General features: G+C 57.2%; 28 protein-coding genes. 10 read left to right on the plus strand and 18 right to left on the minus strand.

Annotation, left to right across the window (positions count from 1 at the left end):
* Nucleotides 1-150: 150 nt before the first annotated feature.
* Nucleotides 151-1,140 carry a glutathione S-transferase family protein gene (locus tag GOW92_RS14095; protein ID WP_170561223.1) on the plus strand — a complete coding sequence of 330 codons (990 nt, stop codon included), beginning with the start codon at nucleotides 151-153 and terminating at the stop codon, nucleotides 1,138-1,140.
* Here the strand turns inward: GOW92_RS14095 and GOW92_RS14100 are convergent.
* Nucleotides 1,122-1,484 (minus strand): response regulator transcription factor, encoded by a 363-nt coding sequence (locus GOW92_RS14100; protein WP_170561224.1) that lies wholly within the window; start codon nucleotides 1,482-1,484, stop codon nucleotides 1,122-1,124. The two genes, GOW92_RS14095 and GOW92_RS14100, sit on opposite strands and share 19 nt — an antisense overlap.
* Nucleotides 1,485-1,667: 183 nt before the next feature.
* Between GOW92_RS14100 and GOW92_RS14105 the strand changes: the two genes are divergently transcribed.
* The 3 genes from GOW92_RS14105 to GOW92_RS14115 are packed head-to-tail and all read left to right on the plus strand — an operon-like array spanning nucleotide 1,668 to nucleotide 4,725.
* Nucleotides 1,668-2,633 carry a threonine-phosphate decarboxylase gene (locus GOW92_RS14105; RefSeq protein WP_170561225.1) on the plus strand — a complete coding sequence of 322 codons (966 nt, stop codon included), beginning with the start codon at nucleotides 1,668-1,670 and terminating at the stop codon, nucleotides 2,631-2,633.
* Complete coding sequence (gene cbiB / locus GOW92_RS14110; RefSeq protein WP_170561226.1) at nucleotides 2,630-3,550, plus strand: adenosylcobinamide-phosphate synthase CbiB; 921 nt, start codon at nucleotides 2,630-2,632, stop codon at nucleotides 3,548-3,550. Before GOW92_RS14105 ends, cbiB begins: the two co-directional genes overlap by 4 nt.
* Before the next feature lie 11 nt (nucleotides 3,551-3,561).
* Nucleotides 3,562-4,725, plus strand: a complete 1,164-nt coding sequence (locus tag GOW92_RS14115) for a lytic murein transglycosylase (protein WP_170561227.1) — start codon at nucleotides 3,562-3,564, stop codon at nucleotides 4,723-4,725.
* A 12-nt stretch (nucleotides 4,726-4,737) separates the two neighbouring features.
* Here GOW92_RS14115 and GOW92_RS14120 read toward each other — a convergent pair whose 3' ends face one another.
* The 5 genes from GOW92_RS14120 to GOW92_RS14140 form a co-directional block, all read right to left on the minus strand.
* Nucleotides 4,738-5,535 (minus strand): class II glutamine amidotransferase, encoded by a 798-nt coding sequence (locus GOW92_RS14120; protein WP_170561228.1) that lies wholly within the window; start codon nucleotides 5,533-5,535, stop codon nucleotides 4,738-4,740.
* 134 nt (nucleotides 5,536-5,669) lie between these two features.
* A complete protein-coding gene (locus GOW92_RS14125; protein WP_438826353.1) occupies nucleotides 5,670-6,017 on the minus strand; it encodes a hypothetical protein in 348 nt (115 codons plus the stop codon).
* Between the two features lie 57 nt (nucleotides 6,018-6,074).
* A complete protein-coding gene (locus GOW92_RS14130) occupies nucleotides 6,075-9,530 on the minus strand; it encodes a chromosome segregation SMC family protein (protein ID WP_170561230.1) in 3,456 nt (1,151 codons plus the stop codon).
* Nucleotides 9,531-9,669: 139 nt separating this feature from the next.
* Nucleotides 9,670-10,065, minus strand: coding sequence for a hypothetical protein (locus GOW92_RS14135; protein WP_170561231.1), 396 nt, complete (start codon nucleotides 10,063-10,065; stop codon nucleotides 9,670-9,672).
* A gap of 45 nt (nucleotides 10,066-10,110) precedes the next feature.
* Nucleotides 10,111-11,310, minus strand: coding sequence for a PLP-dependent aminotransferase family protein (locus tag GOW92_RS14140; RefSeq protein WP_170561232.1), 1,200 nt, complete (start codon nucleotides 11,308-11,310; stop codon nucleotides 10,111-10,113).
* 153 nt (nucleotides 11,311-11,463) lie between these two features.
* Here GOW92_RS14140 and GOW92_RS14145 point away from each other — a divergent pair, with 153 nt between their 5' ends.
* The gene (locus GOW92_RS14145; protein WP_170561549.1) at nucleotides 11,464-12,234 is read left to right on the plus strand and encodes an FCD domain-containing protein; all 771 of its coding nucleotides are present in this window, start codon (nucleotides 11,464-11,466) and stop codon (nucleotides 12,232-12,234) included.
* 3 nt (nucleotides 12,235-12,237) lie between these two features.
* Here the strand turns inward: GOW92_RS14145 and GOW92_RS14150 are convergent, their stop codons facing one another.
* From GOW92_RS14150 to GOW92_RS14180, 7 genes are all read right to left on the minus strand, one after another.
* Nucleotides 12,238-13,020, minus strand: a complete 783-nt coding sequence (locus GOW92_RS14150) for a class I SAM-dependent methyltransferase (protein ID WP_170561233.1) — start codon at nucleotides 13,018-13,020, stop codon at nucleotides 12,238-12,240.
* Nucleotides 13,021-13,023: 3 nt separating this feature from the next.
* Entirely contained in the window at nucleotides 13,024-13,890 is an 867-nt protein-coding gene (locus tag GOW92_RS14155; protein WP_170561234.1) for a hypothetical protein, read from the minus strand.
* A 261-nt stretch (nucleotides 13,891-14,151) separates the two neighbouring features.
* Nucleotides 14,152-14,712 carry a F0F1 ATP synthase subunit B gene (locus GOW92_RS14160; RefSeq protein WP_170561235.1) on the minus strand — a complete coding sequence of 187 codons (561 nt, stop codon included), beginning with the start codon at nucleotides 14,710-14,712 and terminating at the stop codon, nucleotides 14,152-14,154.
* A gap of 5 nt (nucleotides 14,713-14,717) precedes the next feature.
* On the minus strand, nucleotides 14,718-15,269 hold the full coding sequence (locus tag GOW92_RS14165; protein WP_170561236.1) for a F0F1 ATP synthase subunit B': 552 nt from the start codon (nucleotides 15,267-15,269) through the stop codon (nucleotides 14,718-14,720).
* Between the two features lie 86 nt (nucleotides 15,270-15,355).
* Nucleotides 15,356-15,580, minus strand: coding sequence for a F0F1 ATP synthase subunit C (locus GOW92_RS14170; RefSeq protein ID WP_005981269.1), 225 nt, complete (start codon nucleotides 15,578-15,580; stop codon nucleotides 15,356-15,358).
* A gap of 48 nt (nucleotides 15,581-15,628) precedes the next feature.
* A complete protein-coding gene (locus tag GOW92_RS14175; protein WP_170561237.1) occupies nucleotides 15,629-16,387 on the minus strand; it encodes a F0F1 ATP synthase subunit A in 759 nt (252 codons plus the stop codon).
* Nucleotides 16,388-16,389: 2 nt separating this feature from the next.
* Entirely contained in the window at nucleotides 16,390-16,722 is a 333-nt protein-coding gene (locus GOW92_RS14180; RefSeq protein WP_170561238.1) for an AtpZ/AtpI family protein, read from the minus strand.
* Nucleotides 16,723-17,084: 362 nt separating this feature from the next.
* On the opposite strand from GOW92_RS14180, the gene GOW92_RS14185 reads away from it, so the two are divergent.
* Complete coding sequence (locus GOW92_RS14185) at nucleotides 17,085-17,741, plus strand: imm11 family protein (RefSeq protein WP_170561239.1); 657 nt, start codon at nucleotides 17,085-17,087, stop codon at nucleotides 17,739-17,741.
* A gap of 4 nt (nucleotides 17,742-17,745) precedes the next feature.
* Nucleotides 17,746-18,081, plus strand: coding sequence for an ArsR/SmtB family transcription factor (locus GOW92_RS14190; RefSeq protein ID WP_170561240.1), 336 nt, complete (start codon nucleotides 17,746-17,748; stop codon nucleotides 18,079-18,081).
* A gap of 3 nt (nucleotides 18,082-18,084) precedes the next feature.
* Here the strand turns inward: GOW92_RS14190 and GOW92_RS14195 are convergent, their stop codons facing one another.
* The 4 genes from GOW92_RS14195 to GOW92_RS14210 form a co-directional block, all read right to left on the minus strand.
* Complete coding sequence (locus GOW92_RS14195) at nucleotides 18,085-18,498, minus strand: universal stress protein (protein WP_170561241.1); 414 nt, start codon at nucleotides 18,496-18,498, stop codon at nucleotides 18,085-18,087.
* An 88-nt stretch (nucleotides 18,499-18,586) separates the two neighbouring features.
* The gene (locus tag GOW92_RS14200; protein WP_170561242.1) at nucleotides 18,587-18,865 is read right to left on the minus strand and encodes a hypothetical protein; all 279 of its coding nucleotides are present in this window, start codon (nucleotides 18,863-18,865) and stop codon (nucleotides 18,587-18,589) included.
* A 63-nt stretch (nucleotides 18,866-18,928) separates the two neighbouring features.
* Nucleotides 18,929-19,843: a DMT family transporter gene (locus GOW92_RS14205; protein WP_170561243.1), complete on the minus strand. Its 915-nt coding sequence runs from the start codon at nucleotides 19,841-19,843 to the stop codon at nucleotides 18,929-18,931.
* Complete coding sequence (locus GOW92_RS14210) at nucleotides 19,840-20,718, minus strand: LysR family transcriptional regulator (RefSeq protein ID WP_170561244.1); 879 nt, start codon at nucleotides 20,716-20,718, stop codon at nucleotides 19,840-19,842. The genes GOW92_RS14205 and GOW92_RS14210 overlap by 4 nt, the downstream gene beginning before the upstream one ends.
* Before the next feature lie 119 nt (nucleotides 20,719-20,837).
* Here GOW92_RS14210 and GOW92_RS14215 point away from each other — a divergent pair, with 119 nt between their 5' ends.
* Both GOW92_RS14215 and GOW92_RS14220 read left to right on the plus strand, forming a co-directional pair.
* Nucleotides 20,838-21,419: an FMN-dependent NADH-azoreductase gene (locus GOW92_RS14215; protein WP_170561245.1), complete on the plus strand. Its 582-nt coding sequence runs from the start codon at nucleotides 20,838-20,840 to the stop codon at nucleotides 21,417-21,419.
* 72 nt (nucleotides 21,420-21,491) lie between these two features.
* Nucleotides 21,492-22,232, plus strand: a complete 741-nt coding sequence (locus GOW92_RS14220) for an aspartate/glutamate racemase family protein (protein WP_170561246.1) — start codon at nucleotides 21,492-21,494, stop codon at nucleotides 22,230-22,232.
* Here GOW92_RS14220 and GOW92_RS14225 read toward each other — a convergent pair whose 3' ends face one another.
* Entirely contained in the window at nucleotides 22,233-22,763 is a 531-nt protein-coding gene (locus GOW92_RS14225) for a prolyl-tRNA synthetase associated domain-containing protein (RefSeq protein WP_170561247.1), read from the minus strand. It abuts the gene before it with no gap.
* An 88-nt stretch (nucleotides 22,764-22,851) separates the two neighbouring features.
* Between GOW92_RS14225 and GOW92_RS14230 the strand changes: the two genes are divergently transcribed.
* Nucleotides 22,852-23,370, plus strand: a complete 519-nt coding sequence (locus tag GOW92_RS14230; protein WP_170561248.1) for a hypothetical protein — start codon at nucleotides 22,852-22,854, stop codon at nucleotides 23,368-23,370.
* Nucleotides 23,371-23,422 lie beyond the last annotated feature (52 nt).

Raw genomic sequence — 23,422 nt, forward strand, 5'->3', positions numbered from 1 at the left:
TAACTTCAATACGAGCGGAGAATTCAATCTGTTGCACAGAAATCCCAGTCCAACCTGTGCGCATGCGCAGGCAGGATGCGCGCGCCCTCGCATAGGAACGCCCTACGCGACAGCCTATGTTTGGCCTAATCGCTTTTCGGAGGGCATGAGATGGGCCTGTTGGTCGACGGTAAATGGCATGACACCTGGTATGACACCAAATCCACTGGCGGCGCGTTCAAACGCAGCGCCGCACAGTTTCGCAACTGGCTAACGGCCGATGGCAGCGCCGGGCCTTCGGGTAAGGGCGGGTTCAACGCTGAAACCGGGCGGTATCATCTTTACGTAAGCCATGCCTGCCCCTGGGCGCACCGAACTCTGATCTTCCGCGAACTGAAGGGTTTGACCAGTCACATCTCTGTTTCTGTTGTACATCCCGACATGCTGGATAAGGGCTGGACCTTTGAGACTGATGGCAATGGGGCAACCGGGGACACCCTGTACAGTCTGGACTTTGCCCACCAGATTTACACCAAGGCCGACACTTCTTATTCGGGCCGGGTCACGGTGCCAATCCTGTGGGACAAGAAACAGCAGACGATCGTATCGAACGAAAGCTCGGAAATCATCCGGATGTTCAATTCGGCCTTTGACGGGATCACTGGCAACACCAACGATTATTGGCCGGAAGCGATGCGCGAAGAAATCGAAGAGGTGAATGCGCGCATCTATTCCAACGTCAACAACGGCGTCTACAAATCCGGTTTTGCCACCAGTCAACAAGCCTATGACGCCGCCGTGGATCCGCTGTTTGAAACACTGGACTGGCTGGAAGATCGTTTGGCTTCTAACCGCTACCTGATGGGGGATCGCCTGACCGAGGCCGATTGGAGGCTGTTCACGACGCTGATCCGGTTCGACCCGGTTTATCATTTGCATTTCAAATGCAACCGGCGGCGGCTGATCGATTACCCAAATCTGTGGGCTTATACCCGAGAGTTATACCAATGGCCGGGAGTTGCATCGACAGTGAACATGCCCCACATCGTGCGCCATTATCACTTTAGTCACGAAAGCATTAATCCGCATCGGATCATCCCTACGAACCCGGTGTTGGACTACCAAGAGCCGCATGGGCGCGGTCAGCGTCCCGCCGCATAATGTTCGACCATCGCCGCCAGATCCTCTGGCGGCGTGCCGCTTTGCACATAGGCGCAAGCATTCGGGCTGTGGGCAAAGATCGATCCGTCCGAAAAGAAGGTCGTGTTGGTAACAAAGATCACCCGTGCTTCGGGGCGGCGATAGCTTGCGAAATCGGCAACCGCTAAGGCGCTGCCGTTTTCCAACACCAGATCCAACACGATGATATCGAAATCCGTGCCATACAGCGCAAGGATCGCAGCCTCTTGCCCGGCAACAAGCGTTACCTCGGCTCCTTGCCGCTCCAGATGCCTTTTCCAGACCCGACCAAGATCGGGGTTACTCTCAACAATCAATACTTTCATTTGCAACAACCTCGGCACTTGGTAGAGTGTGCGGTGCCGACCCCCGTTGTTTGTGATCACGCTTATTCCTTAACAAAGTGTTAACGATGCCGACCAACCGGCCCGATCACGCGGATTTGCTTGAAAAAGCGGCAAAAATCCGCTTGAAGCAGCCCCAAACACGTAAATCCGACGAGAATCCCAATGGCAAGCCCCAATACAGACTTGAACCCGCGCGCCGCGCGCGACCACGGCGGAGGGCTGGACAGTGCCATTGCCAGGTTCGGCGGGGCGCGCGAAAGCTGGATGGATCTGTCGACCGGCATCAATCCAAGCCCGTACCCGGTGTCAGGGCTGATCTCGTCGGATTGGACTGCGTTGCCTGATCACGGCGCGTTTGAGCGGCTGTCTGCAGCGGCGCGTCAGTTCTGGTCCGTTCCCGATAGTGCTGCGATCCTGCCTGCGCCCGGCGCATCAGCAGTCATTGCGCGCATTCCTGCCCTTGCGACGACGGGCCGAGTTCAAATCACGGCACCTACCTACAATGAACACGCGGCGGCCTTTGCCGCGCAAGGCTGGACGGTTCAACCAAATGGTCCAGCCGAGGCGCGCGTCATCGTGAACCCCAACAACCCGGACGGGCGCATCTGGAGCGCGGACGATGTCAATGCCCCATTGACCGTGATTGATGAGAGCTTTTGCGATATCCGCCCAGATACATCTCTGATTCATCTGACCGAGCAACCCGGTGTGATCGTGCTGAAGAGTTTCGGCAAGTTCTGGGGGCTTGCCGGGCTAAGGCTGGGCTTTGCGATTGGCCAACCTGAACTGATCACAAAACTGAACGATCTGACCGGGCCGTGGGCCGTTTCCGGCCCTGCCCTTCGGATCGGGGAACAGGCACTGAGGGACGTCGATTGGGCCGACGCAACCCGACAACAATTGGCAGATGCAGCAGAACGGCTGGACCGGATCGTAACTGGCAAAGGTGCAAAACTGGTCGGTGGAACCACCTTGTTTCGCCTTTACGATGTAGACGACGCTATCGCTTGGCAGGCCAAGCTCGCCAGCTCCCAAATTTGGAGCCGCGTTTTTCCCTATTCTCGCACTTATCTGCGTCTGGGCCTGCCGCCCGAAGATGGGTGGAGCCGGCTGGAGACAGCGTTGTGAGCACCGCTTTCCTGCTGGTCTGCGCTATGTGTCTCGACGCAGCTCTGGGTGAGCCAAACTGGCTCTGGTCGCGCATCCGGCATCCGGCGGTGATGGTCGGCAATGTCATTGGCCGGCTGGATCAACGCCTGAACCAGGGAACGCAGAGACGGCTGAAGGGCGTGGCTGTCGTGCTGCTTTTGGTCTTTGGTGCAGTGTTTCTGGGTCGCGCGCTGGCGCTTTTGGGGCCAGTCGCGGAAGTCATTCTGGGTGCGATACTGCTGGCACAAAAATCGCTGGTGACCCATGTTCGCGACGTAGGTGATGGGCTGCGCACATCATTGGCTGAAGGCCGGGCCAAGGTTGCTATGATCGTTTCACGCGATACGCGGGACATGACCGAGGCTCAGGTCGCAAGGTCTGCTATTGAAAGCGCCGCCGAAAACCTCAGCGACGGGGTGATTGCGCCAGCCTTCTGGTTTCTGGTTGCGGGCCTCCCCGGGCTATTGATCTATAAGGCAGTCAACACAGCCGACAGCATGATCGGCTACCGCTCTGAAAAGTACCGCGACTTTGGTTGGGCCGCCGCGCGTCTGGACGATGTGTTGAACCTTATCCCTGCCCGTCTGACCTGCATTTTGATCGTGGCGCTTTCTGGCCAATGGATGCGCTGGCCGGAAATGGTCACGGATGCACGCCGCCATATTTCCCCCAATGCCGGTTGGCCCGAGGCCGCGATGGCGCGCGCCTTAAACGTCGCCCTTGCCGGGCCGCGCAGCTATGACGGACAGGTCCGCGATCTGGCCTGGGTCAACGGTGATGCGTCGCGCAACATCGGCGCGCCGGAGATTTTCCGCGCATGCGACATGCTTTGGCGGGTTTGGGGGCTTGCGCTGGGCCTCGTGTCGGTGTGGGTTGGGGTCAGCTTCATTTTCTGACGGACCCTAAAATGCGTTTACTCTCGGGCATCCTTGCCGCCACCCTGTTTGCCGCACCTGCACTGGCCCAATGCGGCGGCGGGTTCAATTCCTTCGTGAAGGGTCTGAAGGCCGAGGCCATTCAACAAGGGTTCGACGAATCCACCGTGAACGGCTTTTTCAATGGCGTTCAGCAGGACAGCGCCGTTCTGCGGGCGGACCGGGCACAAGGTGTATTCCAGAAACCCTTCATCGACTTCTCGCGCCGCCTGATCTCGCAGAACCGTATTGATCGCGGTACGTCCATGTCACGCAAATACGACGCAGTGTTTGACCGGATCGAGCAGGAATACGGCGTCTCGCGCGGTGTCTTGCTGGCTTTTTGGGCGTTCGAGACCGACTACGGCGCAGTGCAGGGAGATTTCAACACCCGCAACGCGCTGGTCACGCTGGCGCATGACTGTCGTCGGCCTGAACTTTTCCGCCCACAGGTTTTCGCTGCAATCGAACTCTATAGCCAAGGGGATTTCGACCCTAACCGTACAACTGGTGCCTGGGCCGGTGAGATCGGCATGGTGCAGATGCTGCCCCGGGACATTCTGGAGAACGGCGTAGACGGGGACGGCGACGGCAAAGTCTCACTAAAAACCTCAGCCCCGGATGCGCTGATGTCGGGCGGCAAGATGCTGTCGCATCTGGGCTGGCGTCCGGGTGAACCTTGGCTGCAAGAGGTGAATGTTCCCGCCGAAATGGATTGGTCCCTGTCTGGCCCCGGCAAATCGCGACCCGTGTCTGAATGGCAGGCGATGGGTGTTCAGGCGCGCAGCGGATCACTGGCCAACCTGCCCGCATCGCTGATCCTGCCACAGGGTCACAAAGGCCCGGCATTCCTCGCCTATCCAAATTTTGACGTCTATTTTGAATGGAACCAGAGCTTTGTCTACGTCCTGACCGCCGCATATTTTGGCACACGCCTAGAAGGCGGCCAAATCTATTACGCAGGGAATCCGCCGCAAGGCTTGTCAGGCGCGCAGATGAAGCAATTGCAGACCAAACTGCAGGCGCGTGGACATGACGTGGGTAAAATCGACGGGATCCTGGGCGCTGGCACTAGGGCAGCTGTCCAAACTGAACAAGAACGGCTTGGCCTGCCTGCCGACGCGTGGCCGACCGCAGAACTGTTAAACCAATTGTAGGAAAGGTCGCGCTTAGGCGACCCGTTCCTTTTCCTGCGGGACATAAGACGCAAAGGAATGGGTCGTCACCACGGAGCCTTCGGTTTCGATCACAGTGTTGGGCTGTATCTCGGTCCAACCCTCATTGTCGGCATCCAATGGCTCGGACGAAATGATGATACCGTCTTTGCAGGCTCTGTAATGCAGGCTGGGCGCAAAATGATCAGAGGCATAACGGGCCGCATAGACACGTTTGCCGTCTGACCAGCAAGCAGCAAACCTAAGGTAGGGCAATGACCCGCTATGCCGGGACAGGGTTTCTACCCGTCCCACCGCACGAGCCATCGCACCGACTGGGTCGGCGTCCAGCCCCTCTCCATGGGCGATGAGAAAGATCGCCTCACTCTCTGTTGCGCCCATACGGTGCTGATACAGATGCGCCGGGATCATTGCATCCAGCTCTTGCCGGATTCTGTCGTGACCACCGGCCTGACCGTTATGCATAAAACTCCATCTGCCGACGCCAAAGGGATGACAGTTATTTCGTGAAGTCGCAGTACCTGTCGAAGCCCGAACATGGGCCAGAAACAGCCTCGATTTAGTGTGATGCGCCAATTGCTTCAGATTGGCATCTGACCAGGCCGGGTGTGTGTCTTTGTAAAAGCATGGCGTTTCGCGATCAGAGTACCACGCCAGACCGAACCCATCGGCGTTTATTGGTGTCTTCCCGATCAATGCATTTCGGCTTTGAATAACAAGCGATTGTTCCTGTTCAAGGACCAGTTCGTCCAAATATCGTTGCTGACCAACCCAAGCCAAAAACCGGCACATTTTCCAATCCCCGTACATCAAAGATGATTTTCCAGGACAATACCACCTTGGCCATCAAGCTTTCTCACCTATATCCGCGCGATTACAAGCTTAGTTCTATCAAATGAACTAAAAACATGGGAACACACGATCAATTACTCGCCACGAACCGGATATCGATCCCCTTTTTCGTCGATCAGGATCAAGCGCTCACCGCTGCGTACATAAAGGTCACAGCGACTGAACCCGTTTCGATAGGCGATGCAGACGCTGCCGTCGTCAGCAATAGAATATGTCCCGAATGCGGATTCGCCGCTGGCGTAGGTAAAGGAATAAGCCCCACCAGCCGAAAACTTAGACTGTCCGTTGTCATAAAAGGTCAGCGTCCGCCCCGCCAAGGCATCCAACTCTTCGGATGAAAGTGGAATATCTCCGGGCTTCGTGGGCCATTCCGCAGCCACAACCGGGCTGGCAGCAAATAGGGCAAGGATCAGGTATCTCATCATGCGGCCACTTTAACCCGCCACCCATCGATTGAGACATAACGTTGCAGTGAACGATCAGGCGACCATCTGCTCGGCCTTTTTCAGATCGACCGAAACCAACTGGCTGACGCCCTGTTCTTGCATGGTCACGCCAAACAGCCGGTCCATCCGCGCCATAGTCACCGCATGGTGGGTGATGATCAGGAAGCGCGTGTCGGTCTGGCGGCACATTTCGTCCAGCAGGTCGCAGAAACGGGTGACGTTGGCATCGTCCAGCGGCGCGTCGACCTCGTCCAAGACGCAGATCGGTGCGGGGTTTGCAAGGAAGACGCCAAAGATCAGCGCGGTCGCCGTCAAGGTCTGCTCGCCGCCCGAAAGCAGGCTGAGGGTGGACAGCTTCTTGCCCGGTGGCTGGCACATGATTTCCAGCCCGGCATCCAGCGGATCGTCGCTTTCGACCATGACCAGATTGGCCTCACCACCACCGAACAGGTGCTTGAACAGCATGGCAAAGTTCGAATTCACCTGCTCAAACGCGGTCAAAAGACGCTCGCGGCCTTCCCGGTTGAGGCTGGCAATCCCACTGCGCAGGGCCTTGATTGCCTCCTCCAAATCAGCCTTTTCGCTATTCAGCGTGTCGAACTCTTCTTGAACTTCCTTGGCGTCTTCCTCGGCGCGCAGGTTTACTGCACCCATGGCGTCACGCTGTCGCTTGTGCCGGTTCACCTCCGCCTCGAGCGCGTCCGCGGCCGGCATTTGATCCGGGTTCGTATCCAGCTGATTCAGCAACTGGTTCGGGGTCAGCTGTTGATCTTCGGCAATACGCTCAGCCGCCGCCACAACACTTTCCTTGGCCGCGTCACAGCGCGCTTCGGCGGCCGCGCGGGTTTCGCGGGCTTCGGATGCCAAACGTTCTGCCTCGCGCTCGGCCAGCACGACCTCGCGCTGCTGAGTCTCGGCCTCAGCCAGTTTGTCGGCAGCCTCGGCCCGACGAGCCTCGGCGGCTTCGATCAGCTCATTCAGTTCCTCGCGGGCTTCCGCGATCTCTCCTGGGGCGGCCATCGCCTCGGACAGTTCTTCCTCCGAGCTTTCCTTCCGCTCGACCAATTCCGAGATGCGCTTTTCAGCCGAATCCAACCGGTGCCGCCATCCACTGAGGTCTTTGGTCACTTCCTGAGTACGCCGGGTCCGGGCCTCGGCTTCGCGGCGCAGCTCATCATGCGACGAGCGATGGGTCAGCATCGTGATCCGCGCAGCCTCGACCGTTTGCTTGATATCCTCGACCTGTGCGCGTGCGCTATTTACATCACCCAGACCGGCCAGCGCCCCTTCGGCCTCGCGCAGTTGCGCGCGGGCGGACATGGCATCTTCCTTGTGCCGGTCAACGGCAAGGGTAAGCGTTTCCAACTTGCCCTGTGCCAGATTGCGGTCGGCTTCGGCTCGGCTCAGCTGGCGCGCGGATTCCGCCATCCGCTGATCAGCGGCGCGGCGGGCTTCACGCGCGCGGCGGTCTGCTTCGGTGACGTCTGCCAGTTGTTGCGACAGCGCCTCATGCGCGGCCCGGGCACCATCCGCCTGCGCCTCGGTCCGGGCGAGCTCCTGTTTTAGGGCCTCAAGTTTGTTAAGCTGCTCCAACCGCAACGCAGCCGCACTTGGTGCATCTTCGGCCCAGGCGCGGAATCCATCCCAGCGCCATAGATCGCCCGAACGCGACACCAAACGCTGCCCTGGCTTCAGGGAATCCTGCAGTCGGGCCCCCTGATCCGCATCAACCAATCCAATCTGAGCGATCCGACGGCTCAGGCGATCCGGACCAGAAACATGCAGCGCCAACGGTTCGACGCCATCGGGCAGAGGCTGATCTGCGTCATAGCCCGAGACCTGCACCCACCCGGACGGGCCGTCGCCTTCGACCAATGGTGCGCGCAGATCGTCCGCCAGCGCCGCCCCCAGAGCCTTTTCATAGCCGGGCTCGACTCGGAGCAGATCCAGAACCTGCCCGCCTTCGGCCGTATCCCGTTCAACCAGTTTGGCGAGGGCCGATGTCTCAGCGCGGATTGCGCCCAGTTCACCCTCGGCCTCGGACCGCTGAGCGCGCGCCTCGGCCTCGCGCGCCTGCGTTTCGTTGCGCAATTCATCTGCCGCAGCCAGCGCTTCTTCGGCGGCCTCTGCAGCCTCGCGCGCTTCCTCCTCGCCTTCCTGCGCTTGTTCGTACGCTTCGCTGGCACGGGTCAAAGCATCACGAGCCTCGTCTACCGCCGCGCGGGCTTTCTCTTCCTCACCCTCGGACCGGGCTAGCGTTTTCCGGCTGTCTTCGACCAAACGCTGAGCTGACTGGTGACGCGCCACAAGACGCGCCATGTCTTCGGTCTCCTGAGACAGGTGGTCTTCGCGATCCTGCAGCACAGACGCAGCTTCGCGCGCGATCTCAGCGGCCTCGGCCACTTTGTCGTCATGCCCCTCGGCGGCTTTTGCCAGTTCGCGCGCTTCCCATTCCAGACGCTCAATCATCTGACCCGCGTCCCGGTTCAACCCGGTTTCGCGCTCGATATCGTTGGCCAACTGCTGAATGCGGTTGGTCAGCGTCTCGATCGTCTGACGCGCGCGGGTTTCCTGATCAACCAGTTGGTCGCGTTGCACCTGCTGCCGTTGCAGAACTGCGGCGGCAATAGCCTCTTCTTCACGCAGAGGAGGTAGAGTTTCCTCAATTTCCGACCGCTTTGCACTGGCGGCGCGCGCTTCCGCTTCGGCGCGCGAAGCTTCGGTGATCCGCTCACGCAACACATCCTCGGCCTGCTGGCGGGCCATGTCAGCCTCTTTCCAGCGTCGATAGAGCAGCATTCCTTCGGCCTGACGCAGTTGCTCGCCAATTTCGCGGTACCGTGCGGCCTGACGCGCCTGACGCGCAAGCTGGGCCAGCTGTGTACCCAGCTGTTCCAATACGTCATCAACACGGGTCAGATTGGATTCAGTGCCCTTCAGCTTCAGCTCTGCCTCGTGGCGTCGCTGATAAAGACCCGAGATGCCAGCTGCCTCTTCCAAGATACGGCGGCGTGCACGGGGCTTGGCGTTGATCAGTTCGGCAATGCGGTTCTGCCCTACAAGAGCCGGCGAATGCGCGCCGGTCGAGGCATCGGCAAACAGCATCTGCACGTCGCGCGCCCGAACATCCTTACCATTTGTCTTATAAGCGCTGCCGACATCGCGTGTGATACGGCGTACGATTTCCAGCTGATCGCTCTCATTGAACCCTGAAGGTGCCAAACGTTCCGAGTTATCCATGGTCAGGACGACTTCGGCAAAGTTTCGCGCCGGTCGCGTTGCGGCCCCGGCAAAGATCACATCCTCCATCGCACCGCCACGCATGGATTTGGGGCGGTTTTCACCCATTACCCAGCGCAAAGCTTCCAGAAGGTTGGACTTACCGCAGCCATTTGGACCCACCACACCGGTCAACCCATCCGCGATGATCAGATCGGTCGGATCAACAAAGCTTTTGAAGCCGGTGAGTTTGAGTTTGCTGAAGCGCAAAGGCCGCTTGTCCCATGATTCCTATATCTGGAAGTCTGCGCAACCGATTGGGGGTGAGTCAACGGAGTAACGCAGGATATGGGATTTCACACCAAGTTATCCACAATATCTTGCCGAAATACGCAAAAAAGCGCGTATCTCAGTAAGGGGTGCACTCAAAAACCTGATAGCCATAGTCTTCGTAGAAGCCATAGTCGGTGCATTCGTAGGGGCGACCGAGAAGGCTGCCGAAAATCAACTTTTCCCCCAATTCCTGGTCACACCCCAGAACGCCTACGGTGACCGCGGCATCGCCCAGAACATCCAACAGCGGACAATCCGACACCTGTGCCATCGCCAGTGCGGCCCGGTCGCGAATTGGACCAAGGCGCGGAGCATATTGGGCATTGATGCGTACAGCCTCGGCCAATTGACCGCGGACCCGAACGTCAAAAACGCTGCCATTCACCGCTACGCGGGTCGCAGGCACATCGCGAAAGTGGGGCGTGCCGGCCGAACAAGCGGCCAGCACTAGGAGAGACAGATACCGGATCATGCCCTCAGCATTGTACCATCAAGGTTAACAAAACCTTTCCAATGCTTAGGCGCGCAGAACCTCGCCCAATCGACGAATACCTTCGCGGATCGTTTCCTCATCCGAGTTCGAGAAACTCAGCCGGATGGTGTTTGTCCCGCTGCCGTCCGGAAAGAAGGCCCCACCTGGGACAAAAGCAACTTTGACCGTCTCAAGCGCCCGGGCCAGCAGATCGGCCCCGTTTGTACCAACCGGCAAAGTCAGCCAGATGAACATGCCACCTTCGGGCTTGGTCCATTGAACCCCGGTCGGCATATAGTCCTGCAACGCCTGCAACATGGCATCCCGTCGGGCACCATACACCCTGCGCAGCATCGGGATATGTGTGCCAAAACAGGCTCGCGCCACTTGATTAATGGCCATCTGGTTGATGGTCGCTGAATGCAGATCAGCGGCCTGCTTCAAAAGGACCAACTGCGAAATCACCGGAGTTGCCGCAACAACCCATCCAACCCTCAATCCCGGAGACAAGGTTTTCGAAAAACTGCCGCAATAGATCGTGCGGCAATCCTCGATCGACCCTTTGCGCGCCTGTTCCAGAGCCAGAACCGGAGGGATGGCGTCACCGTTGTATCGCAGTGCCTGATAGGCTCCGTCTTCGATGATCGCACAGTTCAACTCATCTGCCAGATCCAGCAGAGCCTCCCGCCCTTGCAAGTCCACGGTTTCACCCGTCGGGTTGGCAAAATCGGGCGAGAGATAGGCGAATTTGACCGCGCCTTCACCCGCCGCTGCCGCGTATCCCTCGGCGCCCCGGTTGCTATTGATGGTGAGTCGGTCAAATCGCGGTTCGTAAGCATTGAACGCGGCCAACGCCCCCAAATAAGTCGGCCAGCCAACCAACGCGGTATCACCCGGGGACAGATAGAGTTTACCCAAATAGTCCAGCGCTTGCTGCGACCCTGATGTAATCAGAATATTCCCCAGCCCACACTCCACTCCGATTGAACGCATGTGATCGACAAGCCATTCGCGTAGCGGGACGTAACCTTCACTGACGGAATATTGCAGCGCCTGAGCCTGTTGTTCCGGCCCCAAAGCAGCCTGAAAGGCGTCCGAAAACCCTTCAGCTGGAAAAAGAACAGGATCGGGGATGCCGCCGGCAAACGAGATGATTCCGGGCTGATCCAACAGCTTGAGCAATTCGCGTATCTCGGACGCCTTCATTCGGGATGCCCGCGTGGCGAACAATTCGTGCGTAGACATGAGTCTCCTCCGCTCTCAGTCAGGGTCAGCGTAGAGAGGAGGATCATAAAGTCAACAATACTGACCTAATAATCACCCCCAATGAACCGCTTTCTTGAACCTGCCTGCTATACGTGGTCATATGATTTGACCAATTTCCAAAACGATGCCCGCATGCCTTTTCAAAAAGTTCAAACCGAAAAGCTTTCGATCGCGGTGGTACGCCAGATCGAACTTCTGATCCTGCGCGGCATATTGCGGCCCGGTGAACGCCTTCCCGCCGAGCGCGAATTGGCCGAGCGACTGGGCGTATCCCGCCCATCCTTGCGCGACGCAATCGCAGACCTTCAGAGTCAGGGGTTGCTGACAGCCAAGGCCGGGTCCGGCATCTATGTGGCCGAGGTTCTGGGCTCTGCCTTTTCCCCCGCCCTAACGCGGCTGTTCGGTAGCCATGACGAGGCGGTGTTCGATTACCTTTCATTCCGGCGGGACATGGAAGGATTGGCGGCAGAGCGCGCTGCGCGGCTGGGCTCGGACAGTGATCTGAAGGTGGTTCAGACAATCTTTGACAAGATGGAGGCCGCACATGCGCGCAACGCGACCGAAGACGAGGCGCAACTGGACGCGCAATTTCACATGGCAATCATCGAGGCCAGCCACAACGTGGTAATGCTGCACATGATGCGGTCAATGTTCGATCTGTTGCGGCAGGGCGTTTTCTATAACCGCAAGATGATGTTCCAGCAGCGCACAACGCGGGAGGCCATTCTGGACCAGCACCGCGCCATCAACACCGCGCTTCAGGCGCGCGACCCAGTCGCGGCCCGGCAAGCGGTTCAGGACCATCTAAGCTTTGTTGAACGCTGCATGGCCGATCAGCAGAAAGCGGAAAGAAACGAAGAAATCGCGCGACAACGCCTTAAACACGAGACCGACGCACTGTGATCGTCAAGGCTTGAACTGGGTCGCCTTAACGCGTTGCTTCATGTCTTCGTAATCCTGTTGCGTTAGGCTGGCACGGCGGAACGTTTTCCGGATTCTCCATTGTTGCCACTTGCTGGGCCACGTAAGGCTGTCCAGCGCTGTGAAGGCATAAAGGTCGCCGCGTAAGTGAACTTTCCGCATCCCTAGCTGCTCTGCCATATAATCCAGGCATTGCTCCGAGAAAAAACTGATATGCTGGCCCGTCTCAAATGCCCAGTACCACCAGTCGCGCGGCGGCAGATTTTTTGGGTCGAAGCAAGTTGCCGAGAAGAAGAGCGTCTCGAATCCAAATTTTGCGCGCGCCTCCTTAATGTGCGACAGCGGGTCGGGCAAATGTTCAAGAACTTCAAAGGCTGTCGCGACTGCATAAGTTCCATCATCCGCCTCGAACCCGCGCGCCAAAAGGTTATCTGCATAGGGGTCTGACCAGTGAAAATTCAGTCCAATGTCCCTAAGGCCTCGAACAAACAACCCATAGCCACCACCAATGTCGATCCCACGGGCTCCTGCAAGACCATTTGCCCGCATGGCTGTTGAAACACGACGCAAATTCGACAGGTTTCGGGCGACGATCCCTGTATCCGTCAAGGCGATAGCGTCGCTGTACGCTTCTTCCAGCCATGTCGGGTTATCCACCCAGATATATCCACAGCTTTCATCCAAAAAGTATTTTGCCGGGTGACGTCCGATCACTTCGCTTTCAAAGAGCAGCATACCAGGTTGCCCGGAGATTGGAGAAATGGGCATTGATCACGTCGCTCCGCTTGAAAGGGTTTGTATGTTAGATGGAAAGGGCGCCCCGCTGCCTTCACCAAGATGCTCTTGCGGCGCGGTAGTTGTTAGTGCCGGATCGATATAGAGCCTGGCACCTCGTGAACGCATTTCCTGATGAAACAGGACATGTTCACATACCAGCCGGTTCTCTTCATCTCGGCATTTATATCTTAGGCCATGCAACGCCTGAGTTTTGTAAAGGCCTGCGCCTGCAAAAGCGCTGTCGACAGGTATTAGCCCGCAATCTGCTGGAATATGAAACTGTCGGTCATGGATCATTGTCTTCAGAAGACTTCGGCGCCATTTTCGTTTTCCGAACAGAGGTTTACGCGCGTTGTGTATCTGTTGCCAGACATCCTCTTCGCACCACCCCTGGCAACGTAAGGCATACAAGTCATAGTAGGCAGGCGTTGAGTTCGCAAATACCGCGTCCCACGAAAATTCCGAACGCTTGGCCGCTGCCAAAACAGCTTCAGGATTCAGCCTGACGTTTGGCCCGTCCAAATCCAGCATCAAAGTCAGGGTGTTGTCAAAACTACTCTTCTCGAGGGATTCCAGTATTGAATTTCGTGCAGCGGTAATTCGTTCGACACGTTCAGAAATACCCGAGATCATACCATCCAGCCGAATGACCTGAACTTCAGCACATCGTTCCTTGTACTCGGACAGTATCTGATCGGTGTCATCGGTATTGTCGTTGGTTGCAATGATGACCGAGTGTTGCCCCAACCGTTTCGACAGGTCTTCGATCCGATGGATCGTTTCTTTCAAAGCCGAACCACCGTTGCGTACCGCGCCGACAATGTTCATGGAAATTTCGTTGTCTGTGGCGGGCACGGTCACTCTTTTCCTGATTCCGGATTTCAGCTTTCTACCTTATCCGACGTTGTTCTGCGTAATCCTTGAGCCTCCGGAAAGGAAGGCAGACGCGCGATGGCACTTTCGTAAACGCTCAAACAACACCTTCGCGTCCGTCAAATCACAATTTGGATCCGCTGCACAAGGAATTAGACGAAGATCGCGCTTCGCCTCTGTTAAAAACAAATGACCCGAAAGCGTACGGCTTCCGGGTCACGTCTGTAACTTGTTTTCTGCACGTCAGATTCAGTGCAGTTTGTCACCAACATCCGCAATTGCAGCGTCGATCAGTTTGTTCGCCTGTGCCGCCGTCATCTGTTTGGCCAGAACCGCATTAGCAGCCGAAACTGCAACGGTGATGGCCTGATCACGGACTTCCTTAACAGCCGAAGCTTCGGCCGAAGCGATCTGATCCTGAGCGGCAGCCAGGCGGCGGGCGATGGATTTTTCCAGATCGGACTTTGCCTGCTCAGCTGCCAGCACGGCATCTTCTTTGGCGGCAGCCACGATGGCATCTGCCTGAGTCTGCACTTCACGCTGCTTGCGCTCGTACGAGGCCAGCAGGCTGCGCGCTTCTTCGTGCAGAGCGCGGGCTTCGTCCAGTTCGGACTTGATGCCTTCGGCACGGTTGTCCAGCGCGCCACCGATCATGCCCGGAACCTTGAAATAGAACAGGACCGCGATGAAAACGATGAAGCCCAAAAGGACGACAAAGTCTGTGTTGCCAAGCGAGAAGAACGGGCCGCTTGCGGCCAGCGCAGGGCTGGCAGCGCCAACAGTCAGGATAAGGGCAAGAGTGTTCCGCATGTCACTTATCCTTTCATCTGCGCGTCAATTGCATTGTCGATGGCTTTGGCATCCGCCTCGCCACCCAGTGCTGTGACCAGTTCAGCTGCCGTGTCCTTGGCAACCACTTGAATGCTTTCCAGCGCACCGGCACGGATCTCGGCAATTGCCTTTTCCGATTCAGCCGCCTTTGCAGCGATTTCCAAGTCTGCCGTTGCGATCGCGTCATCCAGTCCAGACTGGATTTCGGCACGTGCTTCGGCAGCAATACGCTGCGCTTCGGCACGGGCATCAGCCAGCGCCTTGTTATAGGCCTCTTCGGCCTCGACCGCCTTGGCCTTCAGATCTTCGGCCGCAGCCAGGTCATTTGTAATGGTCCCCTGACGTTCAGCCAGGATTGCCGCGATGCGGGGCAGAGCCACGCGAGACAGGACCAGAAAGATGACGACCAGCGTGATGACCAGCCAGAAAATCTGGTTGGGGAACCAATCGAAGCAGAGCTGTGGCATCCCGATGGCAGAGCCATAGGAGTCGACGCACGAGCCAGCTACCTCTTCTGTAAGGGGTTCAGTCGCCATGATATCCTCCGTCGGAAACTTGTCTTTACAACAGGTGGGTCGCTATGGCTTGGACCCACCTGCGCGTAAGGATCAGGTTCCGCAGATTATACGGCGAACATCAGCAGCAGCGAGACCAGGAATGCAAAGATCCCCAGGGCTTCTGCGAACGCGATACCGATGAACAGGGTTGCGGTCTGCGAAGCAGCCGCCGAAGGGTTGCGCAGGGCGCCGGCCAGGAAGTTGCCTGCAACGTTGCCCACCCCGATTGCGGCTGCGCCGGAACCGATTGCTGCCAGGCCTGCGCCGATGTGTGCGAGATCGCCTTCCATGATGTATCTCCTTACGAATTGGAAGTTTCGATGTTGGGGTATCAGACCTCAGTGCGAAGGATGCAGCGCATCTTTCAGGTAAACACAGGTCAGAATGGTGAATACGTACGCCTGGATAAAGGACACGAGGACCTCAAGGCCGTACATTGCGGTGATTGCCAGAACGGACACGGGTGAGATCACAGCAATCGCGGCAAAGCCTGCGAAAACCTTGATCACCGCGTGGCCAGCCATGACGTTACCGGCAAGACGAATGGAGTGGCTGACGGGGCGCACGAAGTACGAGATCAGCTCAATGATCGCCAGAACAGGACGCAGTGCCAGCGGTGCGCTGGAAACCCAGAACAGGCCCAGGAAGCTTGCGCCGTTCTTGACGAAACCCAGAACGGTCACGGTCAGGAACACGGCCAGAGCCAGCGGGATGGTCACTGCGAAATGCGATGTGGTGGTGAAGGACATGGGGATCATGCCCAGGAAGTTCGCGCAGACGATGAACATGAACAGGGTCATGACATAGGGGAAGTACTTGACCCCTTCCTTGCCGCAGATGTCTTCCAGCATCTTATAGATGAAGCCATAGGCCAGTTCGGCAACCGACTGCATCCGGGTCGGAACAATCGCGCGCTTCGAGGTCGGAACGATCAGCAACAGGACAATCGCCACGATTGCAAGGAACAGCCACAGCGTCACGTTGGTGATCGTGAACATGCCAACCGCACCGTCGCCGAACAACGGCTTAACGATGAACTGGTCCATCGGGTGGAAAACCAGGCTGCTGCCTTCTGCTGCGGTGGTCTCAGTTGCCACGTTCAGTCCCTCTCGTCCTTCTCGGCAGCCGTCGCCGCCGCTTGTTTCTCTTGAACCTCTTTCGCGCTGCGGAGCATAACCTTCACGCCCGCGACAAGGCCCAGCAATGTGAACAGCACCAGAAAGATCGGGATTGTCCCGAGCAGGCTGTCCAGCCCGTATCCGATGCCAAATCCGATCCCCAGACCGGATACCATTTCGATGACCATCCTCCAGGCAAGCTCGCCCCCGGACACGTCAGCGTCCGCACGAGGTTTCGGCGCTTTGGCCTTTTTCGCCGCGTCGATCTTGGCCTCCAGCTGCGCCATACGCTGCTTTTGGTCATCATCGGTCACGGGCATTTCCCTCGCACAGTCTTGGGTAGGGTGCTAAGGGGCATGGGGCGCAGAGTCAACGGGCTTGCGCGCCCGAATTGACGCAGGTTAAGTTATTGTAAATATGTTGCTAATTCTGATTTTCCAACTCGGCCTATGGAACCCGGAACGCTCCGCGTCGGGGAAATCACCTGAATCCGCATATTCAACCTTTTGGTTGATCTTTGCCTGCCCATCAGTAGCTTGCGCAGAGGTTTCAGCCAAATCCAAATTGACCGCCCAAGGCGGCCTAGGGCCGACCAAATGAAGAACTGGAATTGCCTCTGCACTCTCAGAGAGGCCACCTTTGGAACAAGATGCGCTTGAGAAAGAGAGGGCAGAAAATGAGTGATGTGGTTTGGTTGAGCAACGTCTACCGTAGCTCTTCCGCGGAACGCGGGTACAGGCCAGTTGGATACCCCGACGTAGTAGACCCGCCTCTCGATAATGAAGTTGGCGTGGCATTTCGTTCTGTGACAAAGCGGCAAAAAAAACATCTGCACATTGATGACCACGAGTTTCCAAAGCAGCTTTATGCTGTGGAACGATGGGCCGACCACAAACGACCCAAACGCCATATTCTGAGTGCTGGTGGCGCTTTGGTCGTCTCGTCAACATCTGCCGACATATTACGTGACCATGATATGGGCGCATCAAGACTGGTGCCGGTTGATCTATTGCATCCAGACCAGAAAACCAAATTAGAGGGAGATTGGTTTTATCTGGTTTTAGGTGATGGCAAGCCTTGCTTCCAGTGGGATCAGTCTGAAGGTTTGATACCACTTGGAGAAAACAATGATCTCTTCATGATCAACAACAAGGACCATGTAAGCGATGGAGATCTGGTTTTTTCTAGAGAAGTGCTGACAACGCCAGATATTTGGTTTGATCCAGCGGTTTTAGAAGCCCCAATCATAAGTGATCGTCTCGCCCTTGCCCTGAAGGCAGCAAAAGTGGCAAAGCACTGGGACCTGTTACGCTGCAAAGTGATTTCGGATTGAAGCCATGTCAAACGACCTCGACACCGTATTCGCGGCCCTCGCCGATCCGACCCGCCGCACCATCCTTGCGATGCTGCTTGAGGATGATATGGCCGTCACCGACGTCGCCGAACCGTTCGAGATGTCGCTGGCCGCGATCTCGAAACATCTGGTCATTCTCACACGGGCCGGGCTGATCTCTCAGGAAAAACGCGGCCGCGTGAAGTGGTGCAAGCTGGAGCCCGACGCGCTGCGGGCGGCATCCGTCTGGATGCAGGGCTTTGGTCAGTTCGAGCCGGTCAATCTGGACGCCTTCGAAAGATTTCTGGAAGTCGAATTACCCGCAACAGACGAAACCTAAAATCTATCTGACAACAAACACCGATACCTTGGCGTGCTTGGCCAAATATCCGGCGTGGCTGGAAAAGATATGGTCCGTTATTCGCGGTGCGTGGGTCCCGACGACAATCAGGTCAGCACCAATCTCTTCCGCAGCGCGCGTGAGGTCACCGTCGACCTCTGCCGCTACATCAACCGAGTGAATATTGCGGGCTGCGACTTCGGAACCACTTTGTTCGGTAAGCTGATCCACGATTGCCTTTAGTTCGGCACTGATCGCGGCATCCGATTGCGTAACGTCACCCGGTTGGGTGCCGGTCACGCTGACGATTGTGATCCGTGCATTTTGCCAATTCGCCATCTGTGCTGCGACATCCAAGGCTTTGCGAATTTCCGGCGGCAGGTGAATATCAACCGGGATCATGATGTGACTGAACATGGCTTCCTCCTTCTCCAGTTGCCAATTCTAACTGGCCTGGTGAAGAGACGCCTTGATCTGACGCATTGAAATGCCCGACGCGATGCAGTTATCCTTCTTGGCTGTATTCCACACCAATCACCACACCTGTTACATCCGCAAAACACAACCACGGCGCCTGCGCGCCCGCGACTTCGACAGTCGTAGTGGTTCCGGTCGGCCCGGATTCGGTTGAGGTCGCGTTTACATCGTCTGCCCGAACACCCGTTTCAGCCGACACAAGTGCCTCACAACTGGCATTCAGGGCGGTCTCGGACGGTCCCTGCCCTCCCCCTTGGGTACAGGCAGATAAGGTCGCGACGGCGACAAAAAGAACAACTCGCTTCATCATTCCCTCCAGGATGGCTCTTCAACCACGAAAGTTGTTCGTATTGCGATCAAAGGGCAAGGGTCAATCAGACAGTGGCACCGGCCCGTTCGCAGGTTGCTCCTCGCTTTTTAGCAGCAAAATCAGGGCGAGCGCGGTCAAGAAAACACCAATCAGAACCATGATCGGTGGCGCGGGCCGACCAAGCGCGATTTCCCACAGGATCACCCAACTGGGGATCAGATAAGTGTAGGCCATGACTTTGGCCGAAGGCAGGCGCAGGGCCGCGAACTGGACCAGCACAAAGCTGGCCGCCGTAGCGAAGACTGAAAGATACAGGAGGCTGACCCAGACGATAAGCGGCAGGTTTGCCCAATCCGTTGCCCTGATGTCCGGCCAGCCGACCACCGTTAGGATTACGCAGCCAGCGACCAGTGTTCCAAAGGTAAAAACCACGGCGGGCTCACCACGGTTCAGTTTGCGCACCATCGGCGTGTAAATCGCATGCGCCATGCAGCCCCAGAAAAAGATGATCTCTCCGCCACCGATTTCAAACGCGCGAAAAGCTTGCCAATCCGCGCGAAAGATCACCCACAAGGCTCCGGTGGCCCCAACAGTCAGGGCAAGAGCCATGCGCGGCGTGGTGATCTGGCGCAGCAGGACCCATCCCGCAATGGCAGACATAACCGGCGTCAGGGTAAACACCGCGGAAGTGCTGACCGGGTCGGCGGTTTTCAGGCCGTAGAACATTAAAACAAAGTAAGTGGCGAACAGCCCGCCCAAAATCGCATAGCGCCACGGTGCCTGCGCCGCGCTGCGGGGCAATCCGGTGGTCGCCAACGCCGCGATGCCAATTATGACGGCTGCGATCAAAAACCGCCCGGCAGTAATCGCCAACGGCGCGATTTCATTGGCAACAATTGACCCCAGCGAGAAACTGCCCGCCACCAGAAGGGTGAATGTGATCATTGCCAAATGACCACGCCGCTGCGGTGTCACGAAAGCCAGCCTTTGGATTCTTCCTTAAGGAATGACAGAAATGCCTGCACTTTGGTTGTTCGGTGCAGATCGACATGGGTCACCAGCCACAATTTACCGAACCATTCGGGCAATGGCTCAATAACTTCGACAAGATCCGGATCGCGCGACGCCTCCCACCGGGCCATGAAACCAATCCCAGCCCCGGCCAGAACGGCCTCACGCATGCAGAAATTGTTGGTGCAGCGGAACGCAATGGCTTCGGCAGGGACTGTCGCGCGCAACCATTTGGAAAACGGTGCTCGGCTGTTTTCATCATCCGTACCGACAAACAGGTGGTCTGCGAATTCATCAAGGTTCGCTGGTTTTCCCCGGCGTTCGATGTAAGACTTGCTGGCGAAAAGCCCCACTTCCTGTTCAATAAAGGGCTGCACGACGTTGTCGGGTTGGTCCGGGGCAGCACCCGCCCGGATGGCTACATGCGCCTCGCCGTATTCCAAACGGAACAGGCGGTCACCGGTCAGGTATCGCACGATCAGACCCGGATGCATTGATTGAAACTTGGACAGGGCCGGAACGACTAATGGCGCTAATGAGGCCAGAGAAGTAACTACCAATTCGCCCGAGACGTCATCGCCGCGCCCTTTCATTCGGCCCACCAACTGGTTGAACTGATCCTCGGTGGCCTGCGCCACACGCAAAAGGTCCTCGCCAGCGTCGGTGGGCGTGTAACCCCGTGCGTGGCGCTGGAACAGTTTGACGCCCAATCGCGCCTCGATCGCGTCAATATGACGGATCACGGTGGCGTGGTGCACGCCCAATATCTCGGCCGCGCCGCTGACGGTGCCCATCCGGGCAACCTGATAGGCGGTTTTGACTTCGTCCCAATTATCCATCGACTAGGCCCATTGTGCAAATTCCAACAATGCATGTTGGTATATCTGCGTTTCGTTCGCTGACGCAACACTCATATTGGGACCGGAAGCAGATTCCCCGCCAAAAAGGAAACCCTGACATGACCAAGACCATCCTGCATATCGACGCCTCAGCCCGCCGCACCGGGTCCGCCACCCGTGACCTTTCCAGCCAGATTATCCGGCACCTTGGGGCTGATCGCATTATCCGCCGCGATCTGGCAAGCCCGCTGCCGTTACTGACAGAAGACTGGATCAACGCCAACTTCACCCCTGCAGATCAACGCGATGAGCTTCAGCGCGACCTGCTGGCCCTGTCGGACGAATTGGTCAATGAGTTGCAAAACGCCGACACCATCGTGATCGGGCTACCGATCTACAACTTTTCGGTGCCTGCGGCCTTCAAAGCCTGGATCGACCTGGTCGCCCGTGTGGGTCTGACCTTTGCCTATACAGAAAGCGGTCCCAAAGGCTTGCTGGACGGCAAGCGCGCGGTTCTGGCTATCGCCTCTGGCGGCACCGAAGTTGGGTCCGAGATCGACTTTGCCACCAACTATGCCAAACACGTTCTTGGATTCATCGGCATCCATGAAGTCGAAGTCATCGCCGCAGACAAGATGGCGCTGGATGCAGAAACTACGCTAGCGAATGCCCAAAAAGCGGTAACTCAGCTGGCGGCCTGATCAAACTCTGGCCTTTATCTTGTGGAGCGTCCAGTCTGCATCGGATCAAGATTTGCAGACTGGGCATTCAATATGAAGAAAATCGGCATTCTGGGCGGCGTGGGCTGGGCCTCTACCGTAGACTACTACCGAGCCATTGCAGAGGGGGCCAGCCGCCACTTCGCGGAACGTGGACACGGCTCGCCCCTGCCAATCCCACCGATGACAATCGAATCCGTTACGCAGGCCAAAACCCGAGCCTTGCGCGGCACCGCCGGTGACGAAGCCAGCTGGGCTGAATTCGATGCGGTGTTTCACGAGGCCCTGCTTACGCTCGAAAACGCGCGCTGCGACTTTGCCATCATTGCCTCGAATACTCCGCACGCCCGGCTACATGCTATCCGGCAGGGCATCACCATGCCCATTCTCAGCATTTTCGATGCGACCGCTGACGCCGCGGCCTCAACCGGGGCATCCACAGCCCTGGTTCTGGGAACGACGGTAACGATGCAAGCCACCAATTATTCAGACCGATTGGCGGCCGAGGGGATTATTGCAAATGATCGTCTGCCCGAAACAGAAATCGCCGAGATGCAGGCCATGATCGACAGCGACTTTTACGGTGGAGCGTCGGACACAGCGCGAGGAAGACTCCTGGCTTTCTGTGACAGGCACGCGAAACCCGGAACGGCGATCCTGCTGGCCTGTACCGAGCTGCCTCTGGCTTTCCCGGATCATCTGGACGATCCGATGTTTGAGGCGGACGGGCACCTTTTCATCAACCCATCCGCAGCCCATGTTACCGCCGCATTGACTGAGGCATTGGGCGACTGATCAGGGCAACCAGATTACGTCGCACCCGATGCGGTCAAAGAACGCCATCAAATCAATACGGGACATCGCCACGGTCCGATCATTGACGAGCGGGTGCATATTGATCACATCTGCCTGGTTCGCGGCGTTGTCCATAAAGAAACGAACATTGTGTTCTACACCGTTTATCATAGCCAATGGGCTCACTGCTCCAGGGCGGATGCCAAGGTTCTGAAACAGCCGGTCCGCCGATCCGAAGGACAGGTTGCCGATCCCAAGTTTTGCTCCAAGTGCCTTCAGATCGATCTCGCGACTTTGCTCCAGCGTCACAAGATAATTCCGCTTTTTCTTGTCGCGAAGGTACAGGTTTTTGATCCGGAGAGTGTTTTCACCCGGAACCAAAAACTCCTTTTCGACCCCTTTCGCATCTTCAACCGTGCGCAGCGGGATATGCGAATGCAGACGATAGCTAAAGCCCCAGTCATCCAACTGCCCCAACAGCGCGTCAGAACTGAGCGGCAAAGTGTCCTGAAAAGCGGATGATGCGTCCATGGGAACCTCCTGTTGGATGCGCTCATCGCGCAACACGAGGATGAATTCAAGCCACGACAGTGCCAAAATTCAGTGTTAGCGTGCCGCCATGAAAGTGACGCGCAACACCCCGAACCAACTGATCCTGACCAACACGCCATGGTTCATCGGCATCACGCTGGTGCTCTTTGTCCTCTGTTTTGTTGGGGCTGGTTTATTCATGGTCAGCGACGGAGGCGAGGGCATATTGTTCGGCATCTTCTTTGCGCTGTTCGGTGGCGGGTTGGGCTTTGGCGCATTCTGCGTCTTTGTGCGCCGCGTACAGGTCATATTGGACCGCAACAGCAATAGTATCTTGATCCGTCGCCAATCGATCTTTGGATATGACGCAGTAAAACATGAGTTGTCGAACCTGTCCCATGCTGAGGTGGAAACGACCACCTCGACCCGCGACACAACCACGTCCAAAATGCATCGCCCCGTTCTGATCCTTGAAAAAGGCATGAGTGCTGGTCGTCACCCGATCGTCGAAGCCTATGTCAGCGGGCGCGGTGCACAGCGGATGGTTGATGCGGTCAACAGCTGGCTACCCGCGCGAGAGGTTGACTCGGACAGCCAATCGGCCTAAATCGCCGTCCAACATCCGGAAGCGTCTGATCTTCCGGTCCCTTGAGTCGTTC

It is taken from the genome of Ruegeria atlantica (assembly GCF_013032505.1).
GTDB lineage: Bacteria > Pseudomonadota > Alphaproteobacteria > Rhodobacterales > Rhodobacteraceae > Ruegeria > Ruegeria atlantica_F.

What these genes read in the sequence shown, in the direction of transcription:
- GOW92_RS14095 (WP_170561223.1), top strand. Translation starts at nt 151, where the DNA reads ATGGGCCTGTTGGTCGACGGTAAATGGCATGACACCTGGTATGACACC.
- GOW92_RS14100 (WP_170561224.1), bottom strand. Translation starts at nt 1,484, where the DNA reads ATGAAAGTATTGATTGTTGAGAGTAACCCCGATCTTGGTCGGGTCTGG.
- GOW92_RS14105 (WP_170561225.1), top strand. Translation starts at nt 1,668, where the DNA reads ATGGCAAGCCCCAATACAGACTTGAACCCGCGCGCCGCGCGCGACCAC.
- GOW92_RS14115 (WP_170561227.1), top strand. Translation starts at nt 3,562, where the DNA reads ATGCGTTTACTCTCGGGCATCCTTGCCGCCACCCTGTTTGCCGCACCT.
- GOW92_RS14120 (WP_170561228.1), bottom strand. Translation starts at nt 5,535, where the DNA reads ATGTGCCGGTTTTTGGCTTGGGTTGGTCAGCAACGATATTTGGACGAA.
- GOW92_RS14125 (WP_438826353.1), bottom strand. Translation starts at nt 6,017, where the DNA reads ATGAGATACCTGATCCTTGCCCTATTTGCTGCCAGCCCGGTTGTGGCT.
- GOW92_RS14135 (WP_170561231.1), bottom strand. Translation starts at nt 10,065, where the DNA reads ATGATCCGGTATCTGTCTCTCCTAGTGCTGGCCGCTTGTTCGGCCGGC.
- GOW92_RS14140 (WP_170561232.1), bottom strand. Translation starts at nt 11,310, where the DNA reads ATGTCTACGCACGAATTGTTCGCCACGCGGGCATCCCGAATGAAGGCG.
- GOW92_RS14145 (WP_170561549.1), top strand. Translation starts at nt 11,464, where the DNA reads ATGCCTTTTCAAAAAGTTCAAACCGAAAAGCTTTCGATCGCGGTGGTA.
- GOW92_RS14150 (WP_170561233.1), bottom strand. Translation starts at nt 13,020, where the DNA reads ATGCCCATTTCTCCAATCTCCGGGCAACCTGGTATGCTGCTCTTTGAA.
- GOW92_RS14160 (WP_170561235.1), bottom strand. Translation starts at nt 14,712, where the DNA reads ATGCGGAACACTCTTGCCCTTATCCTGACTGTTGGCGCTGCCAGCCCT.
- GOW92_RS14165 (WP_170561236.1), bottom strand. Translation starts at nt 15,269, where the DNA reads ATGGCGACTGAACCCCTTACAGAAGAGGTAGCTGGCTCGTGCGTCGAC.
- GOW92_RS14170 (WP_005981269.1), bottom strand. Translation starts at nt 15,580, where the DNA reads ATGGAAGGCGATCTCGCACACATCGGCGCAGGCCTGGCAGCAATCGGT.
- GOW92_RS14185 (WP_170561239.1), top strand. Translation starts at nt 17,085, where the DNA reads ATGAGTGATGTGGTTTGGTTGAGCAACGTCTACCGTAGCTCTTCCGCG.
- GOW92_RS14190 (WP_170561240.1), top strand. Translation starts at nt 17,746, where the DNA reads ATGTCAAACGACCTCGACACCGTATTCGCGGCCCTCGCCGATCCGACC.
- GOW92_RS14195 (WP_170561241.1), bottom strand. Translation starts at nt 18,498, where the DNA reads ATGTTCAGTCACATCATGATCCCGGTTGATATTCACCTGCCGCCGGAA.
- GOW92_RS14200 (WP_170561242.1), bottom strand. Translation starts at nt 18,865, where the DNA reads ATGAAGCGAGTTGTTCTTTTTGTCGCCGTCGCGACCTTATCTGCCTGT.
- GOW92_RS14210 (WP_170561244.1), bottom strand. Translation starts at nt 20,718, where the DNA reads ATGGATAATTGGGACGAAGTCAAAACCGCCTATCAGGTTGCCCGGATG.
- GOW92_RS14215 (WP_170561245.1), top strand. Translation starts at nt 20,838, where the DNA reads ATGACCAAGACCATCCTGCATATCGACGCCTCAGCCCGCCGCACCGGG.
- GOW92_RS14220 (WP_170561246.1), top strand. Translation starts at nt 21,492, where the DNA reads ATGAAGAAAATCGGCATTCTGGGCGGCGTGGGCTGGGCCTCTACCGTA.
- GOW92_RS14225 (WP_170561247.1), bottom strand. Translation starts at nt 22,763, where the DNA reads ATGGACGCATCATCCGCTTTTCAGGACACTTTGCCGCTCAGTTCTGAC.
- GOW92_RS14230 (WP_170561248.1), top strand. Translation starts at nt 22,852, where the DNA reads ATGAAAGTGACGCGCAACACCCCGAACCAACTGATCCTGACCAACACG.